Annotated in this window: 20 protein-coding genes; 13 read left to right on the forward strand and 7 right to left on the reverse strand. The window is 64.4% G+C overall.

Going from position 1 to position 20,453, the window contains the following annotated elements:
• The first annotated feature begins 74 nt into the window (after positions 1-74).
• The 4 genes from E5K00_RS21225 to E5K00_RS21240 all read left to right on the forward strand — a co-directional run bounded on the left by E5K00_RS21225 (position 75) and on the right by E5K00_RS21240 (position 6,638).
• Positions 75-953, forward strand: a complete 879-nt coding sequence (locus E5K00_RS21225; RefSeq protein WP_135465317.1) for a DUF58 domain-containing protein — start codon at positions 75-77, stop codon at positions 951-953.
• Positions 954-1,027: 74 nt separating this feature from the next.
• The gene (locus E5K00_RS21230; RefSeq protein WP_135465318.1) at positions 1,028-2,578 is read left to right on the forward strand and encodes a BatA domain-containing protein; all 1,551 of its coding nucleotides are present in this window, start codon (positions 1,028-1,030) and stop codon (positions 2,576-2,578) included.
• Complete coding sequence (locus E5K00_RS21235) at positions 2,575-4,818, forward strand: DUF4175 family protein (RefSeq protein WP_135465319.1); 2,244 nt, start codon at positions 2,575-2,577, stop codon at positions 4,816-4,818. The genes E5K00_RS21230 and E5K00_RS21235 overlap by 4 nt, the downstream gene beginning before the upstream one ends.
• Positions 4,819-4,832: 14 nt before the next feature.
• Positions 4,833-6,638, forward strand: a complete 1,806-nt coding sequence (locus E5K00_RS21240; protein WP_135465320.1) for a hypothetical protein — start codon at positions 4,833-4,835, stop codon at positions 6,636-6,638.
• A 7-nt stretch (positions 6,639-6,645) separates the two neighbouring features.
• On the opposite strand, the gene E5K00_RS21245 is transcribed toward E5K00_RS21240, so the two are convergent.
• On the reverse strand, positions 6,646-6,861 hold the full coding sequence (locus E5K00_RS21245) for a hypothetical protein (protein WP_135465321.1): 216 nt from the start codon (positions 6,859-6,861) through the stop codon (positions 6,646-6,648).
• Between the two features lie 177 nt (positions 6,862-7,038).
• A complete protein-coding gene (locus E5K00_RS21250) occupies positions 7,039-7,287 on the reverse strand; it encodes a hypothetical protein (protein ID WP_135465322.1) in 249 nt (82 codons plus the stop codon).
• A 134-nt stretch (positions 7,288-7,421) separates the two neighbouring features.
• Between E5K00_RS21250 and E5K00_RS21255 the strand changes: the two genes are divergently transcribed.
• The 5 genes from E5K00_RS21255 to E5K00_RS21275 all read left to right on the forward strand — a co-directional run bounded on the left by E5K00_RS21255 (position 7,422) and on the right by E5K00_RS21275 (position 10,607).
• Positions 7,422-8,009 (forward strand): RNA polymerase sigma factor, encoded by a 588-nt coding sequence (locus tag E5K00_RS21255; RefSeq protein ID WP_135465323.1) that lies wholly within the window; start codon positions 7,422-7,424, stop codon positions 8,007-8,009.
• A gap of 44 nt (positions 8,010-8,053) precedes the next feature.
• Positions 8,054-9,217 carry a S1C family serine protease gene (locus tag E5K00_RS21260; RefSeq protein WP_135465324.1) on the forward strand — a complete coding sequence of 388 codons (1,164 nt, stop codon included), beginning with the start codon at positions 8,054-8,056 and terminating at the stop codon, positions 9,215-9,217.
• A gap of 277 nt (positions 9,218-9,494) precedes the next feature.
• Complete coding sequence (locus E5K00_RS21265) at positions 9,495-9,815, forward strand: hypothetical protein (RefSeq protein ID WP_135465325.1); 321 nt, start codon at positions 9,495-9,497, stop codon at positions 9,813-9,815.
• Positions 9,816-9,998: 183 nt separating this feature from the next.
• Positions 9,999-10,220: a hypothetical protein gene (locus tag E5K00_RS21270; protein WP_135465326.1), complete on the forward strand. Its 222-nt coding sequence runs from the start codon at positions 9,999-10,001 to the stop codon at positions 10,218-10,220.
• 168 nt (positions 10,221-10,388) lie between these two features.
• Entirely contained in the window at positions 10,389-10,607 is a 219-nt protein-coding gene (locus E5K00_RS21275) for a hypothetical protein (RefSeq protein WP_135465327.1), read from the forward strand.
• Here E5K00_RS21275 and E5K00_RS21280 read toward each other — a convergent pair.
• Entirely contained in the window at positions 10,604-11,281 is a 678-nt protein-coding gene (locus tag E5K00_RS21280; protein WP_135465328.1) for an SOS response-associated peptidase, read from the reverse strand. The genes E5K00_RS21275 and E5K00_RS21280 overlap by 4 nt on opposite strands.
• A 224-nt stretch (positions 11,282-11,505) precedes the next feature.
• Positions 11,506-13,689, reverse strand: coding sequence for a T9SS type A sorting domain-containing protein (locus tag E5K00_RS21285; RefSeq protein ID WP_135465329.1), 2,184 nt, complete (start codon positions 13,687-13,689; stop codon positions 11,506-11,508).
• Positions 13,690-14,107: 418 nt separating this feature from the next.
• Here E5K00_RS21285 and E5K00_RS21290 point away from each other — a divergent pair, with 418 nt between their 5' ends.
• Positions 14,108-15,913 (forward strand): M61 family metallopeptidase, encoded by a 1,806-nt coding sequence (locus tag E5K00_RS21290; RefSeq protein ID WP_135465330.1) that lies wholly within the window; start codon positions 14,108-14,110, stop codon positions 15,911-15,913.
• Positions 15,914-16,031: 118 nt separating this feature from the next.
• On the forward strand, positions 16,032-16,349 hold the full coding sequence (locus E5K00_RS21295) for a hypothetical protein (RefSeq protein WP_135465331.1): 318 nt from the start codon (positions 16,032-16,034) through the stop codon (positions 16,347-16,349).
• Between the two features lie 55 nt (positions 16,350-16,404).
• Here E5K00_RS21295 and E5K00_RS21300 read toward each other — a convergent pair whose 3' ends face one another.
• The 3 genes from E5K00_RS21300 to E5K00_RS21310 all read right to left on the reverse strand — a co-directional run bounded on the left by E5K00_RS21300 (position 16,405) and on the right by E5K00_RS21310 (position 18,600).
• On the reverse strand, positions 16,405-16,956 hold the full coding sequence (locus E5K00_RS21300; protein WP_135465332.1) for a DUF2911 domain-containing protein: 552 nt from the start codon (positions 16,954-16,956) through the stop codon (positions 16,405-16,407).
• A gap of 167 nt (positions 16,957-17,123) precedes the next feature.
• Complete coding sequence (locus tag E5K00_RS21305; RefSeq protein ID WP_135465333.1) at positions 17,124-18,128, reverse strand: glycoside hydrolase family 43 protein; 1,005 nt, start codon at positions 18,126-18,128, stop codon at positions 17,124-17,126.
• 31 nt (positions 18,129-18,159) lie between these two features.
• Positions 18,160-18,600 carry a hypothetical protein gene (locus tag E5K00_RS21310; protein WP_135465334.1) on the reverse strand — a complete coding sequence of 147 codons (441 nt, stop codon included), beginning with the start codon at positions 18,598-18,600 and terminating at the stop codon, positions 18,160-18,162.
• 319 nt (positions 18,601-18,919) lie between these two features.
• Between E5K00_RS21310 and E5K00_RS21315 the strand changes: the two genes are divergently transcribed.
• Both E5K00_RS21315 and E5K00_RS21320 read left to right on the forward strand, forming a co-directional pair.
• Positions 18,920-19,375: a DUF2141 domain-containing protein gene (locus tag E5K00_RS21315; RefSeq protein WP_135465335.1), complete on the forward strand. Its 456-nt coding sequence runs from the start codon at positions 18,920-18,922 to the stop codon at positions 19,373-19,375.
• A gap of 301 nt (positions 19,376-19,676) precedes the next feature.
• Entirely contained in the window at positions 19,677-20,324 is a 648-nt protein-coding gene (locus tag E5K00_RS21320; RefSeq protein WP_135465336.1) for a response regulator transcription factor, read from the forward strand.
• Positions 20,325-20,453 lie beyond the last annotated feature (129 nt).

Genomic DNA, 20,453 nt, shown 5'->3' on the forward strand with positions numbered 1-20,453 from the left:
GCGCAGAGGTTCGCTGTGTTTTGCCACTGCGAGACCCTGCGCCTGCCACTGCGAAACCCTGCGTGAAATACCTTATGCTGACTCCCGAACTTCTGCATGCGCTGCACAACCTGCCGCTGGCGGCCAAACAGGCGGCCGAGGGCTTTCTGGCGGGCCACCACCTGAGCCGGCGGCGCGGCACGGGCATGGAGTTCAGCCAGTACCGACCCTACCAGCCCGGCGACGACCTGCGCCGCCTCGACTGGCGCCTGGCCGCCCGCTCCGACCGGTACTACATTCGCGAATCGGAGGTGGATACCAGCCTGACGGTGCACCTGCTGCTCGACGCCAGCGCCTCGATGAACCACCGCGACGACAACGGTCTGACCAAGCTCGACTACGGCCGGCTGCTGCTGGCGGCGCTGGCCTACCTTGCCCAGCAGCAGGGCGACGCGGTGGCCCTGAGCATTCTGCACCCCGAAGGACTGCTGCACCTGCCCGCCCGCAGTGATGCCCGCCAGCTGCCCCGCCTCTATCAAGCGCTGCAGAACACGACCGGGGCGGGCCGGTTTCCGGCCGCCGGGCAGCTGGCCCCGCTGCTGGCCCGCCGCCAGCGCGCCCTGACCGTGTGCGTGAGTGACCTGTACGAGGAGCAAAGTGAAATCAATGCCCTGCTGACCCAGCTGCGGGCCGTGGCCGGCGACGTGCTGGTGCTGCACCTGATGGCCGGCAACGAGCTGGCCTTCAGCTACCGCGGGGCCGTCACGTTTCAGGATCTGGAGTCGGGCCAGACACTCCAATTGAATGCCGAGCAGCAGCGCGGCGCCTACCAGCAGCAGTTGCAGCAGTGGCTGCGCACCACCGCCCAAACGGCCCGCCGCCAGGGCTTCGACTACTACCAACTCAGCACCGCCGAGCCGCTGGATGGGGCCCTGCGCGAATTTTTGCGCCGCCGCCAAGCCACTTCCCTCTGATGGCCGGTGTCTTTGCGCCAACGCCCGGGCCACGGGGCTGTTTCCGTTTGTTTTTCTTCTAACCTTTCGCCGCGTTGCTCACCTTTCTTGCTCCTTCCGGGTTGCTGGCACTGCTGGGAATAGCCGTTCCCCTGGCTATTCACCTCTGGAACCGCCGGCCGGCCCGCACGGTACCGGTGGGCAGCATTCGGTGGCTGGCGGCGGCGGCCAACCGGCGGCTGCGCAACCTCAAGCTGGAACAGCTGGCCCTGCTGCTGCTGCGCGGGCTGCTGCTGGCCGTGCTGGCACTGGCGCAGGCTGGCCCGGTGTGGCGCCAGCCTGCCCCGCCCCGCCGGGGGCAGGTGTTCGTCAGCCCGGAGCTGCTGGGTTCCGAATCGGTGGCGGCGGTGCGCCCGGCCATCGACTCGTTGCGCGGCCGGGGCTTTGTGCTGCGGCAGCTGGCCCCGGGCTTTCCCCGCATTTCGGATACTACCTGGCGCCAGGCTACTCCCCTATCCGATTCGGTGCTGCGGCCGCTGGCTACCCAGAGCTTCTGGTCCCGGGTGCGCCAGGCCACCGATTCGTTTCCCGGCCAACCGTTGCGGGTGTATTCGTCGGCGGCCCTGCGGCATTTTCAGGGCGTTCGGCCGACATTGCCTCCGAATGTAAGCTGGCAAACCGTCCCGCTGCCTACCACTGCCACTACCTGGCTGACGGCGGCCAGCCTGCCGACGCCGGACAGTGTGCGGCTGGTACTTCGCTACGGCACCGAGGACCACGTCTCAACCAGCTTCCGAACCGTAGCCAAACCCCGCTCGGCCAATGGCCTGCTGCCCCGCGTCGCCGGTTTGCCGCCCCTGCGCTACGAGGAGCGGAGCAACGGCCCAAGCAGCATTCGGGTGCTGGCGGCCGATTCGCCCCGGGTTGCGGTGCGCACCCAGCCCCTGCGCCTGTGGCTGTACCACGACGCCGACCACGCCCTGGACGCGCGCTACCTGCAGGCCGCGCTGCGGGCCGCGGCCCTGGGGTTGGCCGGGCGGCTGGAACTCACCTCGTCGGCCACTCCGCCCCCCGTTGGGCAGCGCCTCGACTGGCTGTGCTGGCTGGCGAATAGCTCGGTGCCAACGGCCTGGCAGCAGCGGGTGCCGCAGGGCCTCACGCTGTGGCAGGATGGACGCGGGCCCAGCGTAGCCGTTGCCACCAGCTTCGGCGTGGCTTCGCAACCGGCGCGCTACTCCCTCGCGCGCCTCGACACGGCCGCCGCCGCCGGAGCCAGCATCTGGCAGACCGCCACCGGGCAGCCCGTATTGTCGCGCCAAACCAGCGGCCAGGGCATTATCTACCGGTTTCACAGCCGTCTGCACCCCGCCTGGAGCGCCCTGGCCGATAGTCCTGACCTGCCTTTGCTCTGGCTCAGCCTGCTGGAGCCCGCTGCCAGCCCCCCACCCAGCGCATCCGACCCACGCCAGCTTGACGCGGCCCAACTGGTAAGCCGGCAAAGCACGGTGGAGGCTGCTACACCGCTTCCTAACGCGCCCACCGACGTAGAGCTGCGGACGTGGTTTGTGCTGGCCGCCGCCGTGCTCTGGGGCCTGGAACGATGGGTGACAAACCGTATTTCTTCCTCTAAAGCCCTGGCCGTATGAGCGCGCACGTGCTGACCTCATCCGTGTCTTCTGCGCTGCCGGTACTGCGGCAGGTGCAGCGGGCTTACCGCTGGCGGCGCACGGCGCGGGTGCTGCTACCGGCCCTGGCTGTGGCGGCCGTGTTGGCCGTGGCGGCCTGGCGCTGGCCGCAGGGGCAGCTGGCCGCTAGTAGCACCGCGCTAGTAGCTACGGCACTGCTGGCCTGGCAGCTCGGGCTGATCTGGCGCCAGCCGTTACCCCACATTGCCCGGCGGCTGGACCGCCGTTACCCGGCTCTGGAAGATAGCACCGGCTTATTGCTGCGCCCTACGACCGAGCTGAACCTACTGGAGCAGCTCCAGCAGCAACAGGTAGCAATCCGCCTGCGGGAGCTCCAGGGCCAGGCCGGGCCGCTGCTGCCCGTGCGCTTTGGGCCGGCGCTCTGGCTGGCCGGCGCGGCCTTGCTGCTGGCCGTCGGCATCGGGCTATGGCCCCGGAGTGCGGCTTCCTTACTGACCCGCCCAGCTCCCAACGTGGCCCTGCGCTTTCCGGCCCGGCCCGGTTCGCCCCCTGTTCCCGCGCCGAACCGGATTACCGAAACGACCATTCAGATTGCGCCGCCGGCCTACACGCGCCGGCCAGCCTTCACGGCCGCGGAGGCCTCGTTCCGGTGCCCCCAAGGCTCCCGCGTGCAGTGGACGGTGCAGGTTGCCCAAGCGGCCCGCCCGCCCCAGCTGGAAATCGGGCGGCAGCGCCTGCCGTTCCGGCCGGTGCCCGGCTCGCCCCGGCAGTTCACCGTGGCCTACACGTTTACGGCCTCCACGCTCTACCGAATCCGGTTTGCCGGCCAGGCTTCCGACGACTACGCCGTGGAGGTGCAGCCCGACCGGGGCCCGGTGGTGCAAATCAAAACGCCCAAGCCCTACACGCTGGTCGAGTTCGGACAACGGCCGGAGGTGGCCGTGCGCCTGACCCTGAGCGACGACTACGGCCTGACCCGGGCCCGCCTGGTGGCCACCGTGGCCCAGGGCCAGGGCGAGGCCGTGAAGTTTCGGGAAGTAGCCACCGACCTGAGCGCGGCCCTGCGCGGCCAGCCCACGCAGGCCCAGCTCACGCACGTGCTGCGCCTGCCGGCCCTGGGCCTCACTTACGGCGACGAAGTGTATTTCTACGTGCAGGCCTGGGATAATGCCCGGCACTCGTCCCGCTCCGATACTTACTTGGTGCAGTGGGAAGACACGACCGTGAATGAGGCATCTTCGGATATGGCCATGGGCGTAAACGTGGTGCCGGCCTATTTCCGCAGCCAGCGCCAGGTCATCATTGATACAGAGAAGTTGCTGGCCGAAAAGCGTGGGCTCGACCCCGCCACCTTTGCCTCCCGCGCCAACGACCTGGGCCACGACCAGAAAGTGCTCCGGCTGCGCTACGGGAAATTTCTGGGCGAGGAGTTCGAGGAAAGCTTCGGCCAAAGCGCCCCCCGCCCCCCGGTAGCCGAGCCCGACGCCGACCACGCCGACGAAGCCAGCCACTCCGAAGCCGAGGAAGCCGGCCACGACCACGGCACCCCACCGCCGGCCGATGCATCCGTCACGGCCGAGTCGGCGCAGCTGCTCGACACCTACGTGCACCACCACGACGACTCCGAAACCGCCGATTTTCTGGAGCCGGCCGTCAAAGCCAAGCTGCGGGGCGTGCTGAGTCAGATGTGGGAGGCTGAGCTGCGGCTGCGCACCGCCCGGCCCGCCGAAGCGTTGCCCTACGAATACCGCGCCCTGCGCCTGCTCAAGCAGGTGCAGCAGCAAACCCGCCTCTACGTGCGCAAGTCCGGCTTTGAGCCTCCGATTATTCCCGAATCGACCACACGCCTCACCGGCGAGCTAACGGGCGCGGCAGCGCCGCAGCTCCGGCCCCCGTCGGCTCCGGCACCGGCACAGTCGGCAGTGCAGGTGGCGCTGGGCCTGCTGCAGCAGCTGCGCCAAGGCCGCCCGGCCCGATCCGCGGATGCGGCTGTCGTGGAGCGCGCCGCCGGGGCCTTGTCGCAGGCGGCGTTGCGCAACCCCGGCCGCTACCTGTCGGCGGTGCGCGATGCCCGGCAGCTCGCCCGGGAGCTTCGCGCCACCCGGCCCCCGTGCGCTTCCTGCCTGGCCACCGTAGAAGCGGCCCTCACCGATTTGCTGCCCACTCCAGCGGCGGTTCCCACGCGCGCTGTAGCGCCCGGCCGCCTGTCGCGCCGCTATTTTCAGGAGGCCAGCCGATGATATTTTCGAGTAGTATGCCTCACTCCCCCGTTTCCTACGGCCTGTTGCTGCTGTGCCTGCTTCTGGCCCTGGGCCTTACCCTGGCCACCCTGCGCCGGACGAACCAGCAGCGCCGCTGGTGGCGGCTGACGGCGGGCGGGCTGGCGGTGCTGGCGTTGTGGTTTACCGCCTATCCGCCCCAGCACTCCGTCCGCGGCACCCGTATCGAAGCTATTCTTCTGACCCCGGGCTACCACCCCGACAGCCTGCAGCGGGTGGTGCGCCAGCTGGGCCCGGCTACGCCGATGTGGCGCCTGGGCTTTGCTGCGCCTTCCGACACTCCTACCCTGCCGAGTTTGCTGTTGCTGCGCGAGCGGTACCCGGCCCTGCGTCGGCTGCACGTACTCGGCGACGGAATACCGCCGGCCGAATTAGCCAACCTCGGGCCGCTGCGGCTCGTGCTGCACAAGTCGGCACCCCGCCCGGGCTTTCAGCAAATCGGGTGGAGCCGCCACCTGGCAGCGGGCTTGCCCTTGCTGGTGGAAGGACGGTTTTCCGCCGCCAGCTCTGCCCCCGGGGCCGTGTGGGTAAGTCTGCGGGGCCCGGGCCGCACCGCCGATTCCGTTCGGCTGCCAGCGGGCAATGGTTCGTTTCGGCTGCGCTTTCTGCCCAAAGCTCCGGGGCGGGCCCTGTACCAACTGGTTGCGCGCCAGGCCGGTAAGCTGATGGTGTCCGAGCCGGTTCCGGTGGAAGTAACGGCCCCGCAGCCCCTGCGCATCCTGCTGCTGAGCAGCACGGCCTCCTTCGAGTTTAGGTTTCTGAAGAATTACCTGGGCCGCCAGCGCCACCTCGTAGCGCTTCGCACCGGCCTCAGCCGCGGCCTGACCCAAACCGAGTTTCTCAACCAGCCGCCCCACGACCTGAGCCGCCTGACGCCCGCGCTGCTGGCCCGCTACGATGCGGTAATTGCCGACGCGGGCACGGCAGCGGCCCTCTCATCTTCGGAAGCCGGAACCCTGAACGCCGCCATTCGCAACACTGGCTTAGGCTTCACGCTGCTGGCCGACCCTGCTCCGCTGCCCCGCACCGCCCCGGCCCGGGCCAGCTTCACGGTGCAGCCTTCCCTGGCCGCCTCCGCCGACCGTCCCCAGCGCATCCGGTGGCTGGGCACTCCCGATTCGGCTCTGGCGTTGGTGCCGGCTACGTTGCGGCTCGCGCCCACGGCCCGGCCCCTGTTCTTTATCGGCACCGGCCGCCCCGTCGGGGCAGTTCAGCGCCTGGGCCTGGGCGTAGTCGCGGTAGTCACTCTTTCCCAGACCTTCCCGTGGGCGTTGCAGGCCGCCGATGATACCTATGCCGCCTACTGGAGCCACGTGCTGCGCGCGGTTGCCCGGCCCCTTCCAGTCCTGGCCCACTGGCAACCCTTAGCGGCCTGGCCCCGCCCGCACGAGCCGCTACAGCTGCGCCTCGAATCAAGCACGTTTCCTGGTGAGCAGCCTACCGTTTCCGGGCCCTCCCCAACACCCGCCGTCTGGCTGGCTTTGCAGCAGGATGCGCAGCTGCCCGAGTGGAAAACCGCTTGCTTCTGGCCAAGCGGACCGGGCTGGCACTTGATTAGCCAGGGCAACCAACCGGCTCAGGCTTTCTATGTGTTTGCGCCCCGGCAGTGGGCCAGCCTGGAGCAGGCCAGCCGCCAGCAGGCAGCCCTACCCTGGCTGGCAGCTCCGGCCAGCAAGACCGATGAGCGGGCGGCATCCACGCGCCAGCCCTATCCGAGTGCGTGTTTTTTTGGGCTCTTCCTCCTGGCAGCCGGTTTCTTATGGCTGGAGGAAAAGCTCTGAGCCCGGGTTAGTAGCGAATATCCGGGTGGCCGTTGAGCAGGGTGTCGTCCGCGTCGCCCACCACATACTCGCCCACGGCATACACCATGGCCGCCGACGTTTCTGCCGCCCGCGAGTCCGGAGCACCCGTCTTCGGATCAGGGGCAGAACTAGCGGCGGCGGCGTTTTCCGGGAGAGCGGGAAAATCGTTTAAGCTCTCAGAGTGGGTAGTATAACTAGACAAGGCGAACAAATAATACTTGGGAAAATGCAGCTACAAATATTGCATTAAAGTTGTTAAATATTTAACGCCGCTGGTATTTATATTTTTCTGAGTAGCAGTAAAATAGAACGGCCCGACCTTCCAAAGCGGAAAGTCGGGCCGTTCGAAGCATACCCGCCGGCCAGGGCCGGCACGTAATTACTTCTGCTCGGTCGTGGTGGTCGTGGTCGAAGCCTCGGTGGTGGTAGCAGCAGGAGCAGCAGCCGTCGTGTCGGTCGATACAGTCGTGGTGCTAGTCGAGTCCATGGTGGTCGTGGTAGCAGCAGCGTCCGTAGCAGGAGCCTCTACAGTCGTGGTTTCGGTGGTTTCGGTCGTCTTCGACTCGCAAGAAGCCAGCGTGGTAGCGAATACGAGAGCCAGGGCAGAAACCTTCAGGAGATTCTTCATTTTGGTGTTACGTTTGGAAAATTTTAGTCTGAAAAACGCCCTTCATACTGGCTTTTCCAGAAGGTAACCCAGCAGCAGAAAAAAAATATTTATGGGTTACCAAACCACCGGTAAGGTATTAACCAACAAAGCGAATGGGTAAGGGCATTCCTACCTACACCGATGAGGAGTTCGTGGCGGCTATCCGCCGCGGCGACGACCGGGCGCTGGCGCAGCTCTACCGCTTGCACCTTCCCATGGTCTCGCACTATGTTCTGCAGAATAGTGGAACGGAAGACGAGGCCAAGGATGTGTATCAGGAGGGCGTGATGGTGTTCTATGAAAAGGTACGGGAAGGCTCCCTGGAGCTGAGCTGCCAGATCAAGACCTATCTCTACGCCGTGTGCCGCCGGCTGTGGCTTAAGCGGCTCGCCGAGAAAACCCGCTTCGGCGGCCGCCTCGACGACCACGAGCCCTACCTCGAAACCGGCGCCGAGGCCGACCTGGCTCTGGCCGAGGAGCGCGACAAGCGCTTCGCGACGATGAGCGAGGCCCTGGAGCGCGTGGGAGAGCCCTGCCGCTCGCTTTTAGAAGGTTTTTACCTGCTGGATAAGTCTATGCAGCAGCTTACGGCGGAGTTTGGCTATACCAACGCCGACAACGCCAAGAATCAGAAATACAAGTGCCTGGTGCGCCTGAAGAAGTTGTTTTTCGCCCATTACAAGGAGGAAGAATCATTTTAGCAGACGTGCTTATCCCGGCAGAGCACCCACTCTGCCCTTAGCTTATGAAAACGGAAGCCGACTATTACGCTTTATTCGAAGCCTACCGCAACGGGGAGTTAGCGGTGGCGGCGCGCGCCGACCTGGAACGCCGCCTGGCCGCCGACCCGGACTTTGCCCAGAGCTTCGCCGATTTCTCGACCCTGGCGGATACGCTGCACGGCTACGGCGAGCGGCTGGCGACCCGCCGCAAGCTGCACGCTATTCAGGCCGACATGGATGCCGAGCAGGCCGTGCGGCTGGAGGGAGAAACGCTGGAGACGGGCAACCCACTCATGCCGCAGGTATATATTTCGCCCGTCGAGCGCAAGCTGCGGGAGTTCTGGGGCGCACACCGGGCCACGGCTATGGTAGCGGCTTCGGTGGCCGTGCTGGCCGTGTTTGCCACGCTGCTCGGCCTGGAGTGGTGGCGCACCGCCCAGCAGCGGCCTTCGCTGTATGGCTACACCGTGCTGCGGCGCGAGGTAGAGCGCATCAAGCAAACGCAGAAGGCCATGAACCGGGCCATCAACCAGATTGACGGCACCAAGCCCGAGGGCGAGCTGAATCCCGGCAAATTCAGCGGGACGGGCTTTGCGCTCACCGCCGACGGCTACCTGGTAACCAGCTACCACGTGATTCAGGGCGCCGACTCGCTGCTGATCGAGAGCCGGGACCGGCAGCGCTTCCGCGCCCAGCCCGTGTTCACCGACATTGCCCACGACCTGGCTATCCTGCGCATCACCGACCGCAAGTTCAACGGTTTTGGCCGCCTGCCCTACTCCTTCAAGCGCGGCACGGCCGACCTGGGGGAAAAGGTATTCACGCTGGGCTACCCGCGCGAGGATGTGGTGTTTGGGGAAGGCTCGCTGAGTGCCCGCTCGGGCTTCGAGGGCGACACGGCGTTCTACCAGATTTCTATTCCGGTAAACCCCGGCAACAGCGGCGGACCGCTGCTGGACGACCACGGCAACCTGATTGGCATTATCAGCGGCCGGCAGATGGACATGCAGAGCGCCGCCTTTGCCACCAAATCGTCGTACCTGATGCGCTTGGTTGACTCGCTCTCGGCCGCCGGCACCACGCAACCCTACAACGTGCCCCGCACCAGCCAGATGACCGGCACGTCGCGGCGGCAGCAGATCCGCAAGCTACAGGACTACGTATTTGTGGTGAAAGTGTACGAATAGAGCCCACTGGGCATAAAAAAAGCCCCGCTGCTACAGCGGGGCTTTTTTTATGCCCAGTGGGCTCTGCTGCACGGAGAAGCTTTCTACTTATCCCACCTTATGCGTCTTGGCCCAATCTTCGGCGGCGAAAGCTCGGCGGGCGTCTTCCCAACTCAGGAATAAATGTGCGAAGGGCCGTAAAAAAGCGTAGCCTAGCCGGGGCTTTTTGCGTACAGGCTTGTCGGTGGCCCGCCCACCATTGCTGTACCGACTTTCCACCAACACCTACCCTTCCGCTATGGAATCGCAAATTGAAGAGCAATTGGAGAAAATTATGCCCGAAGATCTGGCGCGCACGTTCGAAAGTGCCTACCACGTGCTGGTGAAGGGCGACCATGACCACATCGACGACCTGCTGAAACACGGTGGTACTCTGCTCAAAAAGGCCGCTCAGCGCTTCACTCCTACGCAGCTTATCCTGGGTATCGCGGCACTTGCCGCCGTGGCCGTAGTAGTCGTAAACCGCTCCATGGACCACGCTGACGACAGTGAGGCTGAGGACGCCGGCACTTCGGCCGAGCCCGTGAAGGATAAAAAGAATAAGAGCAACGGCGAGTAAGCCGGAAAACAGGCTCGTAATCAAGCCAGTAAGACAAGCCCCGCCGGGTTGGAGTAATCCAGATCCGGCGGGGCTTTGTGCATTCACATCATTATGTGGTTAAATTTTATTGCATTAAGCAAATATCATTGTCTAATATTGCAACATCAAAATCACAAAACATCTAACCAAAATACCAAAGCTATGAAAGCCGTTTTCCTCCTCGTTCTGGCCGCCATCCTCACCAGCCTGCAAGCCGAAGCCCATGTTTCATCGGCGACTCTGCTCACGGCATCATCCGGGGCCGTTTCTGCCACCACTGATGCCAGCGCGGACTGGGGCCTATTTAAGCGCAAGAAGTACAAGTACAAGAAGCGGCGGAAGGGAATGCAGAACCGGCGTCAGCACCGCACGTTTGGCCGCTAAGCCGCTGAAAAACTGTTGAAGCCTACCTCAATCCTGCTTTCCGACAAATCACGTAAAGCAGGATTATTTTTTTAATAATTATGACTTTTATTTTAATAATAGATAAAAAAGCAGTAGAATTGCCTTACATCCTACCTTTTATTCATCCTATGCTACTGCCTTACGCCTATGAAAACGCTGAGCTTACTGCTGCTGGTTTCTTTTCTGGGAGTTGACGCCGCTGACGCGGCACCGCGCCACACGGCTACGGCGGCTCCCGCTACTGTAGCGGCTGCTACTTCCCACGCTTTGGGCCAAGAAGTTACCAAGCGCCGGAAGCGCAAAAAGTCGCGGCCGGCTTACCGGCGGCTGGGTAGCCCGGGGCAAAGCCGGGCGGTGAAGGCCTAAGCCGCCGGCGCCAGCACCGCCGGGTCATTGTTGGCCGGCGAGTTGACTAGCGTGCTTACCACGTACTCCTGCATCAGATTAGACGCGTAAGGCCGCAGCAACGCTTGGTGCGCGGCCGTCGATTGCGCGTCGTCGAGCCAGGTTAGCTCGGCCTGCCGGTCCGGCAGAATGACGGGCATGCGGTTGTGCAGCTGGCTCATCAACTCATTGGGCTCGGTGGTAATGATGGTGAACGTGGGCACTACCTCGCCGGAAGTCCGGTCGACCCACTCGTCCCAGAGGCCCGCAAAGGCGAAGGGCTGCTCGTTGCGCAGCAGAATCCGGTGGGGCGTTTTAGGACCTTTGCCAGCCGGAGCGGTTTGCTGCCACTCGTAGAAGCTGTCGGCTAGCACCAGGCAGCGCCGCCGCTGCAGCAGCTGCCGGAAAGACGGCTTCTCGGGCAGGGTTTCGGCGCGGGCATTGATGGGCTTGGGCGCGGCTTTCACATCCTTGACCCAGCCCGGCACCAGCCCCCACCGAAACAGCTGAATCTGACCCGGCTCGGTGTTGGTAATAATGGGCAGCTGTTGGGACGGAGCGGCATTGTAAGTGGGCGGCAGGGCGTCGGAGAACCGGGCGTCGAAGCGCTCCTCAATGACGGGAACCGGAGTAGTGAAGGTGTAGCGGCCGCACATAGCAGGAAAAGAATGGTGGGTACGCAGAGTACGCCAGGCAGCAAGCGGAAGTTTTCGGCCGGTCGGCCCGCTTTCCCGGCCTACAAAAAGCGCCGGGGCCCGACTAAACTCCCGGCTGCGCCCCTCATGATCCTCCCATAATGAGGTGACTACACGCCAACAGAGCCGCCAGCATCGGTGCTGACGGCTCTGCCTGGTGTTCAAATCAAAATGCTACCCGCGCCTTAGTGACGCACCACGGGGAATACCAGCGGCCCAGCCTGGCCGCGCACCTGCAACAGGTAAGCGCCGGGGGCCAGCTGTTGCAGGTTTAGGGGCTGCTCCTGGGCCCCGGCGGCGGTAAACTGTTGCAGTACCCGGCCGGTGAGGTCGGTGAGCTGCACGGTACACTCGCCGGCGGGCAAGCCGGTCAGATCGAGCGTGGCGGTGCCGGTGCTGGGGTTGGGATACACCGAAACGGCGAGCTTGGCCACCCCGGCAAACTGCACCGTCCGGACGGGGCTGTAGGAAGTACGGCCGTCAGTATCTACCTGGCGCAGACGGTAGTAGATGGGCTGGCGCGACAGGTGGGCCACCTGCGCGTCGCGGTACTGGTAGCGCGATGCCGTAGCCGTGGAGCCGTGGCCGGAAACGGTGACAACGTGCTGGAAATCGGTGGCATTCAAGGAGCGCTCCACCTCGAAACGGTCGTTGTTCTTCTCCGAGGCCGTCGTCCAGGCCAGCACCGCGTCGGCTTGCTCGGGCTTCGCGGTGAAGGCCGACAGCTCGACGGGCAGCGGCGCGCCCACCGCCGTGTTGAGCGAGGCGCTGTTGTTATCCGGCGTGGGGTCGGGCACTACGGTGGAGGCGGCCGAGGCCCAGCCGGTCATCGTCGCGGGCTCGGAGGCGGGCACCGGGAAAGTGGCCGTATTCACGATGGGCACCGCGCTGTTGGGCAGGGAGGCAATGGTCGAAAACGTGACCCAGCCGCTGGCCGCGTCGTAGGTGCCGTTGGGTGCTACCACGGACAGGGGGGCCAGATTGGCGGGCAGGCGCAGCTTGGGCACCACGTTCAGGGCCGTGGTTACGCCCTGGTTGGCCGTCGTCATCGAGTACGTAACGGTAGCCCCGCGCAGGGTCGATACCGGCCCGTTGATGGTCGCGGCAACGTCGGCGCCCTGCACCGTTACGCGGATGTTAGCCGGGCTGGAGGTGTAGTCTTCGCCCAGAATGGAGCGCATCGTGTACGGAATTACAACCTGGCCGGCGAAGGTGCCGGAAGGCGTGAACGTAACGATGCCGTCGGAACCGACCACGAACCGGCCTTTGCCGGCCACCGTGAAGCTGGTTTGAATGCCGGCCGTGTTGGGGTCGAGGTCCACGGAGGCCAGGTCGATGCTGCTGCCGGGGGCCACGTCGTTGTTGAGCACCGGAATCGTCAGGGGCGCATTGTACAGGGTGCTGGCGACGTCGGTATTGGCGAAAGGCACCTGCACGATGTTCAGGTTGCGGATTTCGTGAATGTTGGTGCTGCCGCCCGTCGAGCCCGAAAAGCCCAGCCGCAGGTTGGGCGGCGGCGTGGGCACGATGAAGTTGTCGATGGCCGTCCGGATCGAGTTGCCGTGCTGAATGCGCACCGAGATGCGGTAGGTGGTTTCGGAGCCCACGGTGGTCGGCACCACGTCGATGAAGGCGCGACGGTAGTCGTCGGAGCCGGACTGAGCCCGGGCCGTAGCCACGTCGAGCGAAAAGTCGAGGGTGCCGGGCTGGGTGCCGGTCAGGTAGGGGTAGTCGGTGGCCGCCGAACCGTCGCCGGCCCCGCGGATGGCAATGCCGTTGGGCACTTTGCCCGAGGCGTCGAGGGAGGCGCTACCGCCCGAGCGGCCTTCGGCGCCGTTGGAATAGTTGCCAAACTCGTCGATGCCAATGCCGATGTAGCCCCGGGAAACCCCATCGGCCACGGGGGACACGGTTTTCTGGGCGTAGCCCAGGGAGCCGCCCGAAGCCCCGATGCGGAAGCCCGAAGCCGGCTGGCTGGCATCGACCAGAAACACGCTGAAGCCGTCGGCGCCAGGGTTGGTGCCCCCGTAGGAGAAGAATTCGAACGAGATGGTGAAGCCCGCCGACGAGGGAAAGCCCACGTTGTCGATGGCGTAGCCGGCCTGGTTGTTGGCCGCGTCGGTGAGGCGCAGGTAGCCGCTGCCGATTGGGTCGGCGGTGCCGCCGGTGCCGGTGAGGTGAGCCACGCCGCCGAAGGTGAAGTTCGGGGCGGTGCTGCCCTTAAACGGTTCGTTGCGCGGAAACGCCGGGGGCGTGGTCTGCGCCAGAAGGGAGGTGGAAAGCAGCAGACCGCCGGCCAGCGTCCAGAAGCTTTTCTGCCACCGCTGCCAGGCAGCGCGGCCAGATGGAATAGTACAAATTGCTTGCATAGCACATGAGTTGAAGATTGGAAATGGAGCGGCGTATGCAATAGGTGAGCAATGAAACAAAAGGAATTTCAGAAAGCCAAAGCCCTATCCAATCATTATCTTCTATTAGTTCAATATATTAAGTATAAAACTTGCCTAATCATGTTATTTTACAAAAAAGTTATATTATTAAATTAGCTTACATAGACTTATCCGCAAGTCAGCTCGACACTAGTCGCAACGTATGTTTCCGGCCCCGGGCTGACCGAACCCAACGACAGGCCCATTATCTTTTAATACAATTATGCCCACGGCGTTCATCAAGCCCCGGAAATGATTTCCCGCGTCAGCCGGGCCCGGTAGCGGATGGCTCGAAGCCGGGCTACGCAACGCCCGACGCTTTTTTGCATCCGTTAGCCGATTCACTTACCCTCTCCCCATGAAAATCCTGCGCACCGCGGCCCTGCTCGGCGGGCTGCTGGCCACCACCACGCTGGCCCAGGCCCAGAAAGCCCTGACCTACACCGTCGACATTGACCCCAAAACCCAGGACCTGTTTCAGGTGCAGCTACAGGTGCCCAAGCTGAGCAAGGCCCAGAACGTCTTCCAGTTTGCAGCCACCGCGCCGGGCACTTACCAGGTGATGGACATTGGCCGGTTCGTGCGCAAGTTTGAGGCTTTCGACGCCAAGAATAAGCCCCTGGAGGTCAAGCAGATTTCGACCAACCAGTGGCAGCTGCAGCAGCCGGAAAAAACCCGCGCCATCCGCTACACCATTGCCGAAACCTGGGATACGCCCGTGACCGAGCACAGCGTGTACCGCATGTGCGGCACGTCGCTGGAAGCCGACCACGCTTTGCTCAACGGCCAGGGAATTTTTGGCTACCTGCAGGGCTGGCAGGGCAAGCCGCTGCGCATCAAGCTCAACTACCCGGCTGACTGGAAAATCGGGACGCCGCTGACGGCCGACGCGCAGGGCTACTACGCGGCCAAAAACTACGATCAGGCCGTAGACTCGCCGTTTCTGCTGGGCCGCCTGACCGAGGCCAAAACCAAGCTCGGCGACGCGGAAGTAGCTTTGTACTGCTTTTCCAAAACCGACCAGGTGAAGGCCGAGCCCCTGCTGGGCTACATGCAGCAGATGCTCAGCGCCGCCCAGGCGTTTCTGGTGCAGCTGCCGGTGAAGCGCTACACCTTTCTCTACCACTTCGACGACGTCAGCAACGGGGCCTGGGAGCATTCCTACAGCTCGGAATACGTGCTGCGCGAAGCGCCCCTGACGCCGGAATTTGCCAGCCAGATTACCAGCATTGCCGCCCACGAGTTTTTCCACGTCGTGACGCCGCTCAACATCCACTCCGAGATTATCGAGCAGTTCAACTTCGTGCAGCCCACCGGCTCCGAGCATTTGTGGCTGTACGAGGGCACCACGGAGTGGGCCGCGGGCATGATGAAGCTGCGCGGCGGGCTGATTCCGCTGGAAGAATATTTGAAGGAAATGTCGGGCAAAGTGGCCTACGACCATCTGCAGGCCGATACCACGTACTCGCTCAGCAAGCTGGGCTTGAACTCCTTTACCGACGAGGGCCAGCGCCAGTACAACAACATTTACCAGCGCGGGGCCCTCACGGCGGCCCTGCTCGACCTGCGCCTGCTGGAGCTCAGCGGCGGCAAGCGGGGCCTGCGCGAAGTAATGAACGAGCTGACCAGGCGCTACGGCCCCGACAAACCCTTCAGCGAGAAGACCTTCTTCGACGACTTCACCAAGCTGACCTACCCCGAAATCGGCGACTTTTTTGCCCGCTACGTGAAGCAGGCCGAGCCCCTGCCCTTGCAGGAATACTACGCCAAAGTGGGAGTGCGCTACACGCCGGTGCTGCACACGGGCCGGCAAATAGTAGCCCTGGGCGCCACCGACCCGTCTTTCGGCTTCAACGGCAATACCGTGCTGCTGCGCGACATTCCGGGCAGCTGGCAGGCCTGCGGCGTAGCGGCCGGCGACCAGCTGGTGGCCGTGGGCAGCACTGCCGTGGTGCCGGCCACCCTGCGCCAGGCCCTGATTGAGCTGAAGTCGCGCAAGGCCGGGGAAGAGTACGAGCTGACCCTGCGCCGCGACGGAGCCGAGAAAAAAGTGCGCTGCCGCCTGCTGGAGCAGGAAGATATCAGGCGCTACCACTTCGCCGTGCTACCCGACGCCACCCCGGCCCAGCTGGCGCTGCGCCAGGCCTGGCTGAAAAACCTGTAGGCCGCCAACGCCCGCCTGCCTCGCCCGGCCCGATTTGCTTCCGCGAGTCGGGCCGTTGCGTATCCTTTTGGCCCGCCGAAGGGTAAGCAGCGTATCGTTTTGCCACCATCCGCCCCGTATGCAACCCACCCTGCTCCTGACCGTCGAATCCAGCTTTGTCCTAACCGGGCTGGGCGTGCTGGCGCGGGGCCCGGCTCCGGCGCTGGCGCCCTACGCCCGGCACACGGCACTGGCCGTGGCCCTGGTCTGGGCCGGTGGCCGCGAGCTGACGGCCGTAGCCACCGTGGAGGAAATAACGCAGCCCTCCCCCACCGACCCCAGCCTCACCCTCACCGCACCCGCCCTGCTGCTACAGCTGCCCGAGCCCGCGGAACTACCGGCCGGCACCGAAATATGGCTCACCGAGCAGCCTCTGGACGATTTGTTTTTCCTGTAAAAAAAAGCCTCGTCCAGTTGTCTGGGCGAGGCTTTTTGGTGCGAGTAGTTCCGGCTTACTTAATGGCAATGGGCACCTCCAGGTTTTCCCAGCGCAGCACGATACCGTCTTTGTTCACGTCGTAGACCAGGCTTTCCGCCATCGTCGGGGCCTTGCGCGGGGTGGCCGTGACGCGCAGGGCATCCTGCTTTTCGTCGTACTTGAAGGCGCCCCACTGCTTGGCGGTTTTGTTGAAGATAACCGTCCAGTCTTTCTCGGTGGGGATGGTGAAGAGGGCGTAGGTGCCGGCGGGCAGCTTTTTACCCTGCACCATCACGTCTTTGCTGAACTCCACGGTGGTAGCCTCATTGGCCCCGGCCCGCCATACCTGGCCGTAGGGCACCAGGCTGCCGTAAATCGGGCGGCCTTTCACGCTGGGGCTGCTGTACTTGATGGTCACGCTGGCGGCCCCAATTTTACCGGTGGCCGTGGCGGCCGGGCTGGCCGGCGCGGGCTTGGCCGCGGCGGGCGTAGTGGTGGCGGTGCCCGTCTGGGCCCAGCTGGGGGAAGCAGCCAGCACGCCGGCCAGCAGCAGGGTCAGGGAGAGGAGTGCGCGGGAAGTTTTCATGGGAAAGGAAGGGAGAAAGTGAGGAAAAAGCACGGCGCCCGGCCCGAAGCCCGGTCCGTGTCAAAGTCGCGCGGCCGGGGCACGAGTTGCTTGCCGATCAATAATATTAGCTTTTATCTATTATCCATCCAACCGCTCCATTTAGGTCAGGCTCGGCCACTTTGGCCCTACTGCGCCGCTGCCACCGGGGCGGGCTGCGGCGTGCGCGACGGTGCATCCGTCGCCAGCCGGGGCCAGCCGTCGTGGTACTCCAGCCGGTCGAGCAGCAGCACGCGCCGCGAGTAGCCCTGCGCGTCGTCGATGGCGTCGAAGGTGGGTTGCTGCGGGTCGATGGCGTGGTAGGCCAGCCAGTCGTGCCCGGCCGCGTCGGTGACGACGCAGTTGTGGCCGGGGGCGCGCCAGTAGCGGTTGGTTTCCAGGATAATGCCGGAGCCGTTGCCCGTGGCCTGGGCCAGGGTTTCGAAGGGGCCCGTAGCCTGCCGCGCCCGGGCCACCATCACGCCATAGTGGGCATCGTCGCCGCAGCAGTTGTTGCCGGAATAAAACAGGTAGTACCACCCGTCGCGCAGCACCACCCAGCTGCCCTCCAGCAGGCGCTGGTAGTTATCCGGGTCTTCGTCGGGCACGGGCTGCACCAGCTCGATGGCCGCGCTGCCCGGGGCGAAGGAAAGCCGGTCGGGGGCCAGCTCGCGCACCAGCAACGGCCCAAAGCCCGAGCCCCAGTACAACAGACGGCGGCCGGTAGCGGGGTCGTCGAACGCCATGGGGTCAATGTTCAGGAAGCCCGGCCCGCAGAGCAGCGGCTCGCCGACGTCGGTGAAGGGGCCGGCGGGCGCGTCGGCCGTGGCCACGGCCAGGCAGTAGCCGGCAGAGTCGTCGGGCAGGGCCGAGTAGTACAGGTAGTAGCGGCCCGCGTGCTCACTCACGTGCGGGGCCCACAGCTTCTGGGTGCGTTGGGCCCAGCGGGGCTTGTGGGGCAGCGCGTCGGGCAGCGGCTCCCAGTGCACCAGGTCGGCGGAGCGGGCTACTTGCAGGTTGACAATCCGGCCCTGATACCTGGTTTGGGTACCGTAGGCGTAGTACCAGCCATCGGCCGCCCGAATAATGGTGGGGTCGGGAAAGTCCTGGTCGAGGATGGGGTTCTGGTAAGTGGCGGCGGCAGACATGGGCATACGCGTTGAGTTAACGCATACGCAGCCCGGCTCAAAAGGCTTCCCGCCGCTCCTCCGGACTCTTAGCCCCAACCGGCACGTACTGCCGCTGGAGCCACACGTAGGCCGAGGCCACGTCGTCGAAGGTGCCGACAACGGGCTTCTGGATAAGAGCCAGCACCTGCTCACTGGCCTGGCGGGCGGCAAAGTCGCGGGGGAACACCCAGGCAATGTACCGCAGGCCGGCCCGCAGCATTTCGCTCAGCCACCACGCCCCCCACTCGGTGAGTTGCACGGTGGTGCGGGTGATGCTGGAATTATCGTTCAGAATCTTGTGGCAGGGATACTGGCGCAGATTCTCCAGCATAAGCAGGCAGGCGGCCTGCGACGAATCCTGGGTATGCTCGCCTTTCCAATCCACGTACAGCCACTGATTAACAGCATCGTAGCCAATATAAATTCCGGGGTCGTCGACCAGGGCAAGCAGCTGCATAGTTCCAGGCAAAGGGGCGAACCGGCGCAACGTTGTCCGGCCCAAAACCAAATATACTGCGGCGGCGGCTAGCGCAAAAGAGCCGGGGCCCGCGGCCCGCAACGGGTGCGGCCAGCCAGCCTAGCCGCAAATCACCTGACAATCAGCGGGTCGGCTTATAGCCGGACACGAAACTTATTGGCGCGCGGCCGTGTCTAGGCAGGCACCCGGGGGCGCGGCGGCGGTTGGCGAATTGCCAGCCTTTGCCGATCTTGTAGATTGGGCCACGGCCTGCCGGGCTCCGGCTTCGCTCTTTTGTCTCCTTTACCTGCCTGCACCGATGAATCTTCTTCGCATAGCTCTGCTGAGCACCGGGAGCACCCTGCTGGGCGCCTGGACTCCTGCCCTGCCCGGTACGGCCCCCGCGGCCACTTCTCTGGTCAGCGTGGTCGTCACGGATCTGCCTTCCACCAAGGCCACGGTGAAGCTGTACTTCTACAACGTGAAGGACAATTTTCTGAAGCGGGGCAGCTACACGCTGCTCAAGTACGTGAAGCCCGCCGGCAGCCGGCAGATCACCCTGCCCGTGGATCTGCCCCACGGCGAGTGGGCCGTGGCCCTCACCCAGGACCTGAACAACAACGACCTGGTCGACAAGAATTTCATGGGCATCCCGACCGAGCCCTACGCGTTTTCCAACAACGTGCGCCCCAAACTGGCGCCCCCGGCATTCGACGAGTGTAAGTTCCTGGTCAACGGCGTCAGCAAGGTGGTGACGATTTCCATGAAGAAGTAGCTTCCGCTGAACCGGCCCCCGGCCTGTTGCCCGACTTCCTGCTGCACGCCGGGAGTCGGGCTTTTTGATGCGTCAGCACCCTGGTCTCGCGCGGAAGTCGCTGGGCAACAAGGAGTGTAAACTATATTACTATTTGAATTTATTGTATAAATATATCAATTAAAAACATTGGTTATCTGAGCTTATTTAGGCATCTTACTTGTCTGGAAGCCACTGTATTGGCCTACTGCCGCGCTTATCTACTACGTCACCTATTGTCAACCCGTAATGCTCGTCCCTATGATCTAACCCTATTGCAACTATGTACTCGCCCCCGGGAGCCGTTCTGATTATTGCTCCATCCACCCTGTACCGGTACGGGCTGGAGCTCACGCTCCAGCAGGCGTGGCCGGCCCTCGACCTGATGCTCACCGCCGACGCCTGCCAGGCCCCGGCCTTGCTGCGCCGCCACGCCTACCGGCTGGTGGTGGTGGATGGTCTGCTGCCCGACCCGCCCCTACCCCAGCTGCTGGAGCTGCTGCGCCTGGCCCGCCCCGCGCAGCCCGTGCTGCTGCTGGCCGGGCAGCGGCAGCCGGCGGCGCTGCGCCACCTGCTGAGTACCCAGCTGCCCGCCGTGGCGCTGGTGCCGCGCCACGCGGCCCCGGAGGCTATTCTGCTGGCCACCGCCCAGTTGCTGGACACCACGCCGGCCCTGGCCCGCCTCGACGAGGCCTGCTTAGCCACCCGCCGCCTGCCCCACAGCGGCCCGGCCACGCCCTTTAGCCGGCGGGAGCTGGAAGTGCTGCGCCTGGTGGTGGCCGACCACTGCAACCAGGAAATTGCCGACCAGCTCTGCCTGAGCGTGCGCACCGTGGAAAGCCACCGTCGCGCCCTGCTCCAGAAAGCCGGCGCCCGCACCCTGCTGGGCCTGGCCGTGCAGGCCGTGCGCGAAGGCTGGATAGCCGCCTAATTCGGGCTGTCCCATGTGGCACACCCCGGCCGGCACCCCACTTTTCCGGCTGGGGCGGGCGACTTGTGCGTCTCGCCTAGTACTATTGCAGTGGCCGCCAGCCAGCGGCCGTATCTGTATCATCTGGTC

Source organism: Hymenobacter aquaticus (genome assembly GCF_004765605.1).
In the GTDB taxonomy this organism is placed as follows: Bacteria; Bacteroidota; Bacteroidia; order Cytophagales; family Hymenobacteraceae; genus Hymenobacter; species Hymenobacter aquaticus.

Bases quoted from the DNA above. Each gene is read 5' to 3' on its own strand.
- E5K00_RS21225 (WP_135465317.1), top strand. From the start codon at position 75: ATGCTGACTCCCGAACTTCTGCATGCGCTGCACAACCTGCCGCTGGCG.
- E5K00_RS21235 (WP_135465319.1), top strand. From the start codon at position 2,575: ATGAGCGCGCACGTGCTGACCTCATCCGTGTCTTCTGCGCTGCCGGTA.
- E5K00_RS21240 (WP_135465320.1), top strand. From the start codon at position 4,833: ATGCCTCACTCCCCCGTTTCCTACGGCCTGTTGCTGCTGTGCCTGCTT.
- E5K00_RS21250 (WP_135465322.1), bottom strand. From the start codon at position 7,287: ATGAAGAATCTCCTGAAGGTTTCTGCCCTGGCTCTCGTATTCGCTACC.
- E5K00_RS21255 (WP_135465323.1), top strand. From the start codon at position 7,422: ATGGGTAAGGGCATTCCTACCTACACCGATGAGGAGTTCGTGGCGGCT.
- E5K00_RS21260 (WP_135465324.1), top strand. From the start codon at position 8,054: ATGAAAACGGAAGCCGACTATTACGCTTTATTCGAAGCCTACCGCAAC.
- E5K00_RS21265 (WP_135465325.1), top strand. From the start codon at position 9,495: ATGGAATCGCAAATTGAAGAGCAATTGGAGAAAATTATGCCCGAAGAT.
- E5K00_RS21270 (WP_135465326.1), top strand. From the start codon at position 9,999: ATGAAAGCCGTTTTCCTCCTCGTTCTGGCCGCCATCCTCACCAGCCTG.
- E5K00_RS21275 (WP_135465327.1), top strand. From the start codon at position 10,389: ATGAAAACGCTGAGCTTACTGCTGCTGGTTTCTTTTCTGGGAGTTGAC.
- E5K00_RS21280 (WP_135465328.1), bottom strand. From the start codon at position 11,281: ATGTGCGGCCGCTACACCTTCACTACTCCGGTTCCCGTCATTGAGGAG.
- E5K00_RS21285 (WP_135465329.1), bottom strand. From the start codon at position 13,689: ATGCAAGCAATTTGTACTATTCCATCTGGCCGCGCTGCCTGGCAGCGG.
- E5K00_RS21290 (WP_135465330.1), top strand. From the start codon at position 14,108: ATGAAAATCCTGCGCACCGCGGCCCTGCTCGGCGGGCTGCTGGCCACC.
- E5K00_RS21295 (WP_135465331.1), top strand. From the start codon at position 16,032: ATGCAACCCACCCTGCTCCTGACCGTCGAATCCAGCTTTGTCCTAACC.
- E5K00_RS21300 (WP_135465332.1), bottom strand. From the start codon at position 16,956: ATGAAAACTTCCCGCGCACTCCTCTCCCTGACCCTGCTGCTGGCCGGC.
- E5K00_RS21305 (WP_135465333.1), bottom strand. From the start codon at position 18,128: ATGCCCATGTCTGCCGCCGCCACTTACCAGAACCCCATCCTCGACCAG.
- E5K00_RS21310 (WP_135465334.1), bottom strand. From the start codon at position 18,600: ATGCAGCTGCTTGCCCTGGTCGACGACCCCGGAATTTATATTGGCTAC.
- E5K00_RS21315 (WP_135465335.1), top strand. From the start codon at position 18,920: ATGAATCTTCTTCGCATAGCTCTGCTGAGCACCGGGAGCACCCTGCTG.
- E5K00_RS21320 (WP_135465336.1), top strand. From the start codon at position 19,677: ATGTACTCGCCCCCGGGAGCCGTTCTGATTATTGCTCCATCCACCCTG.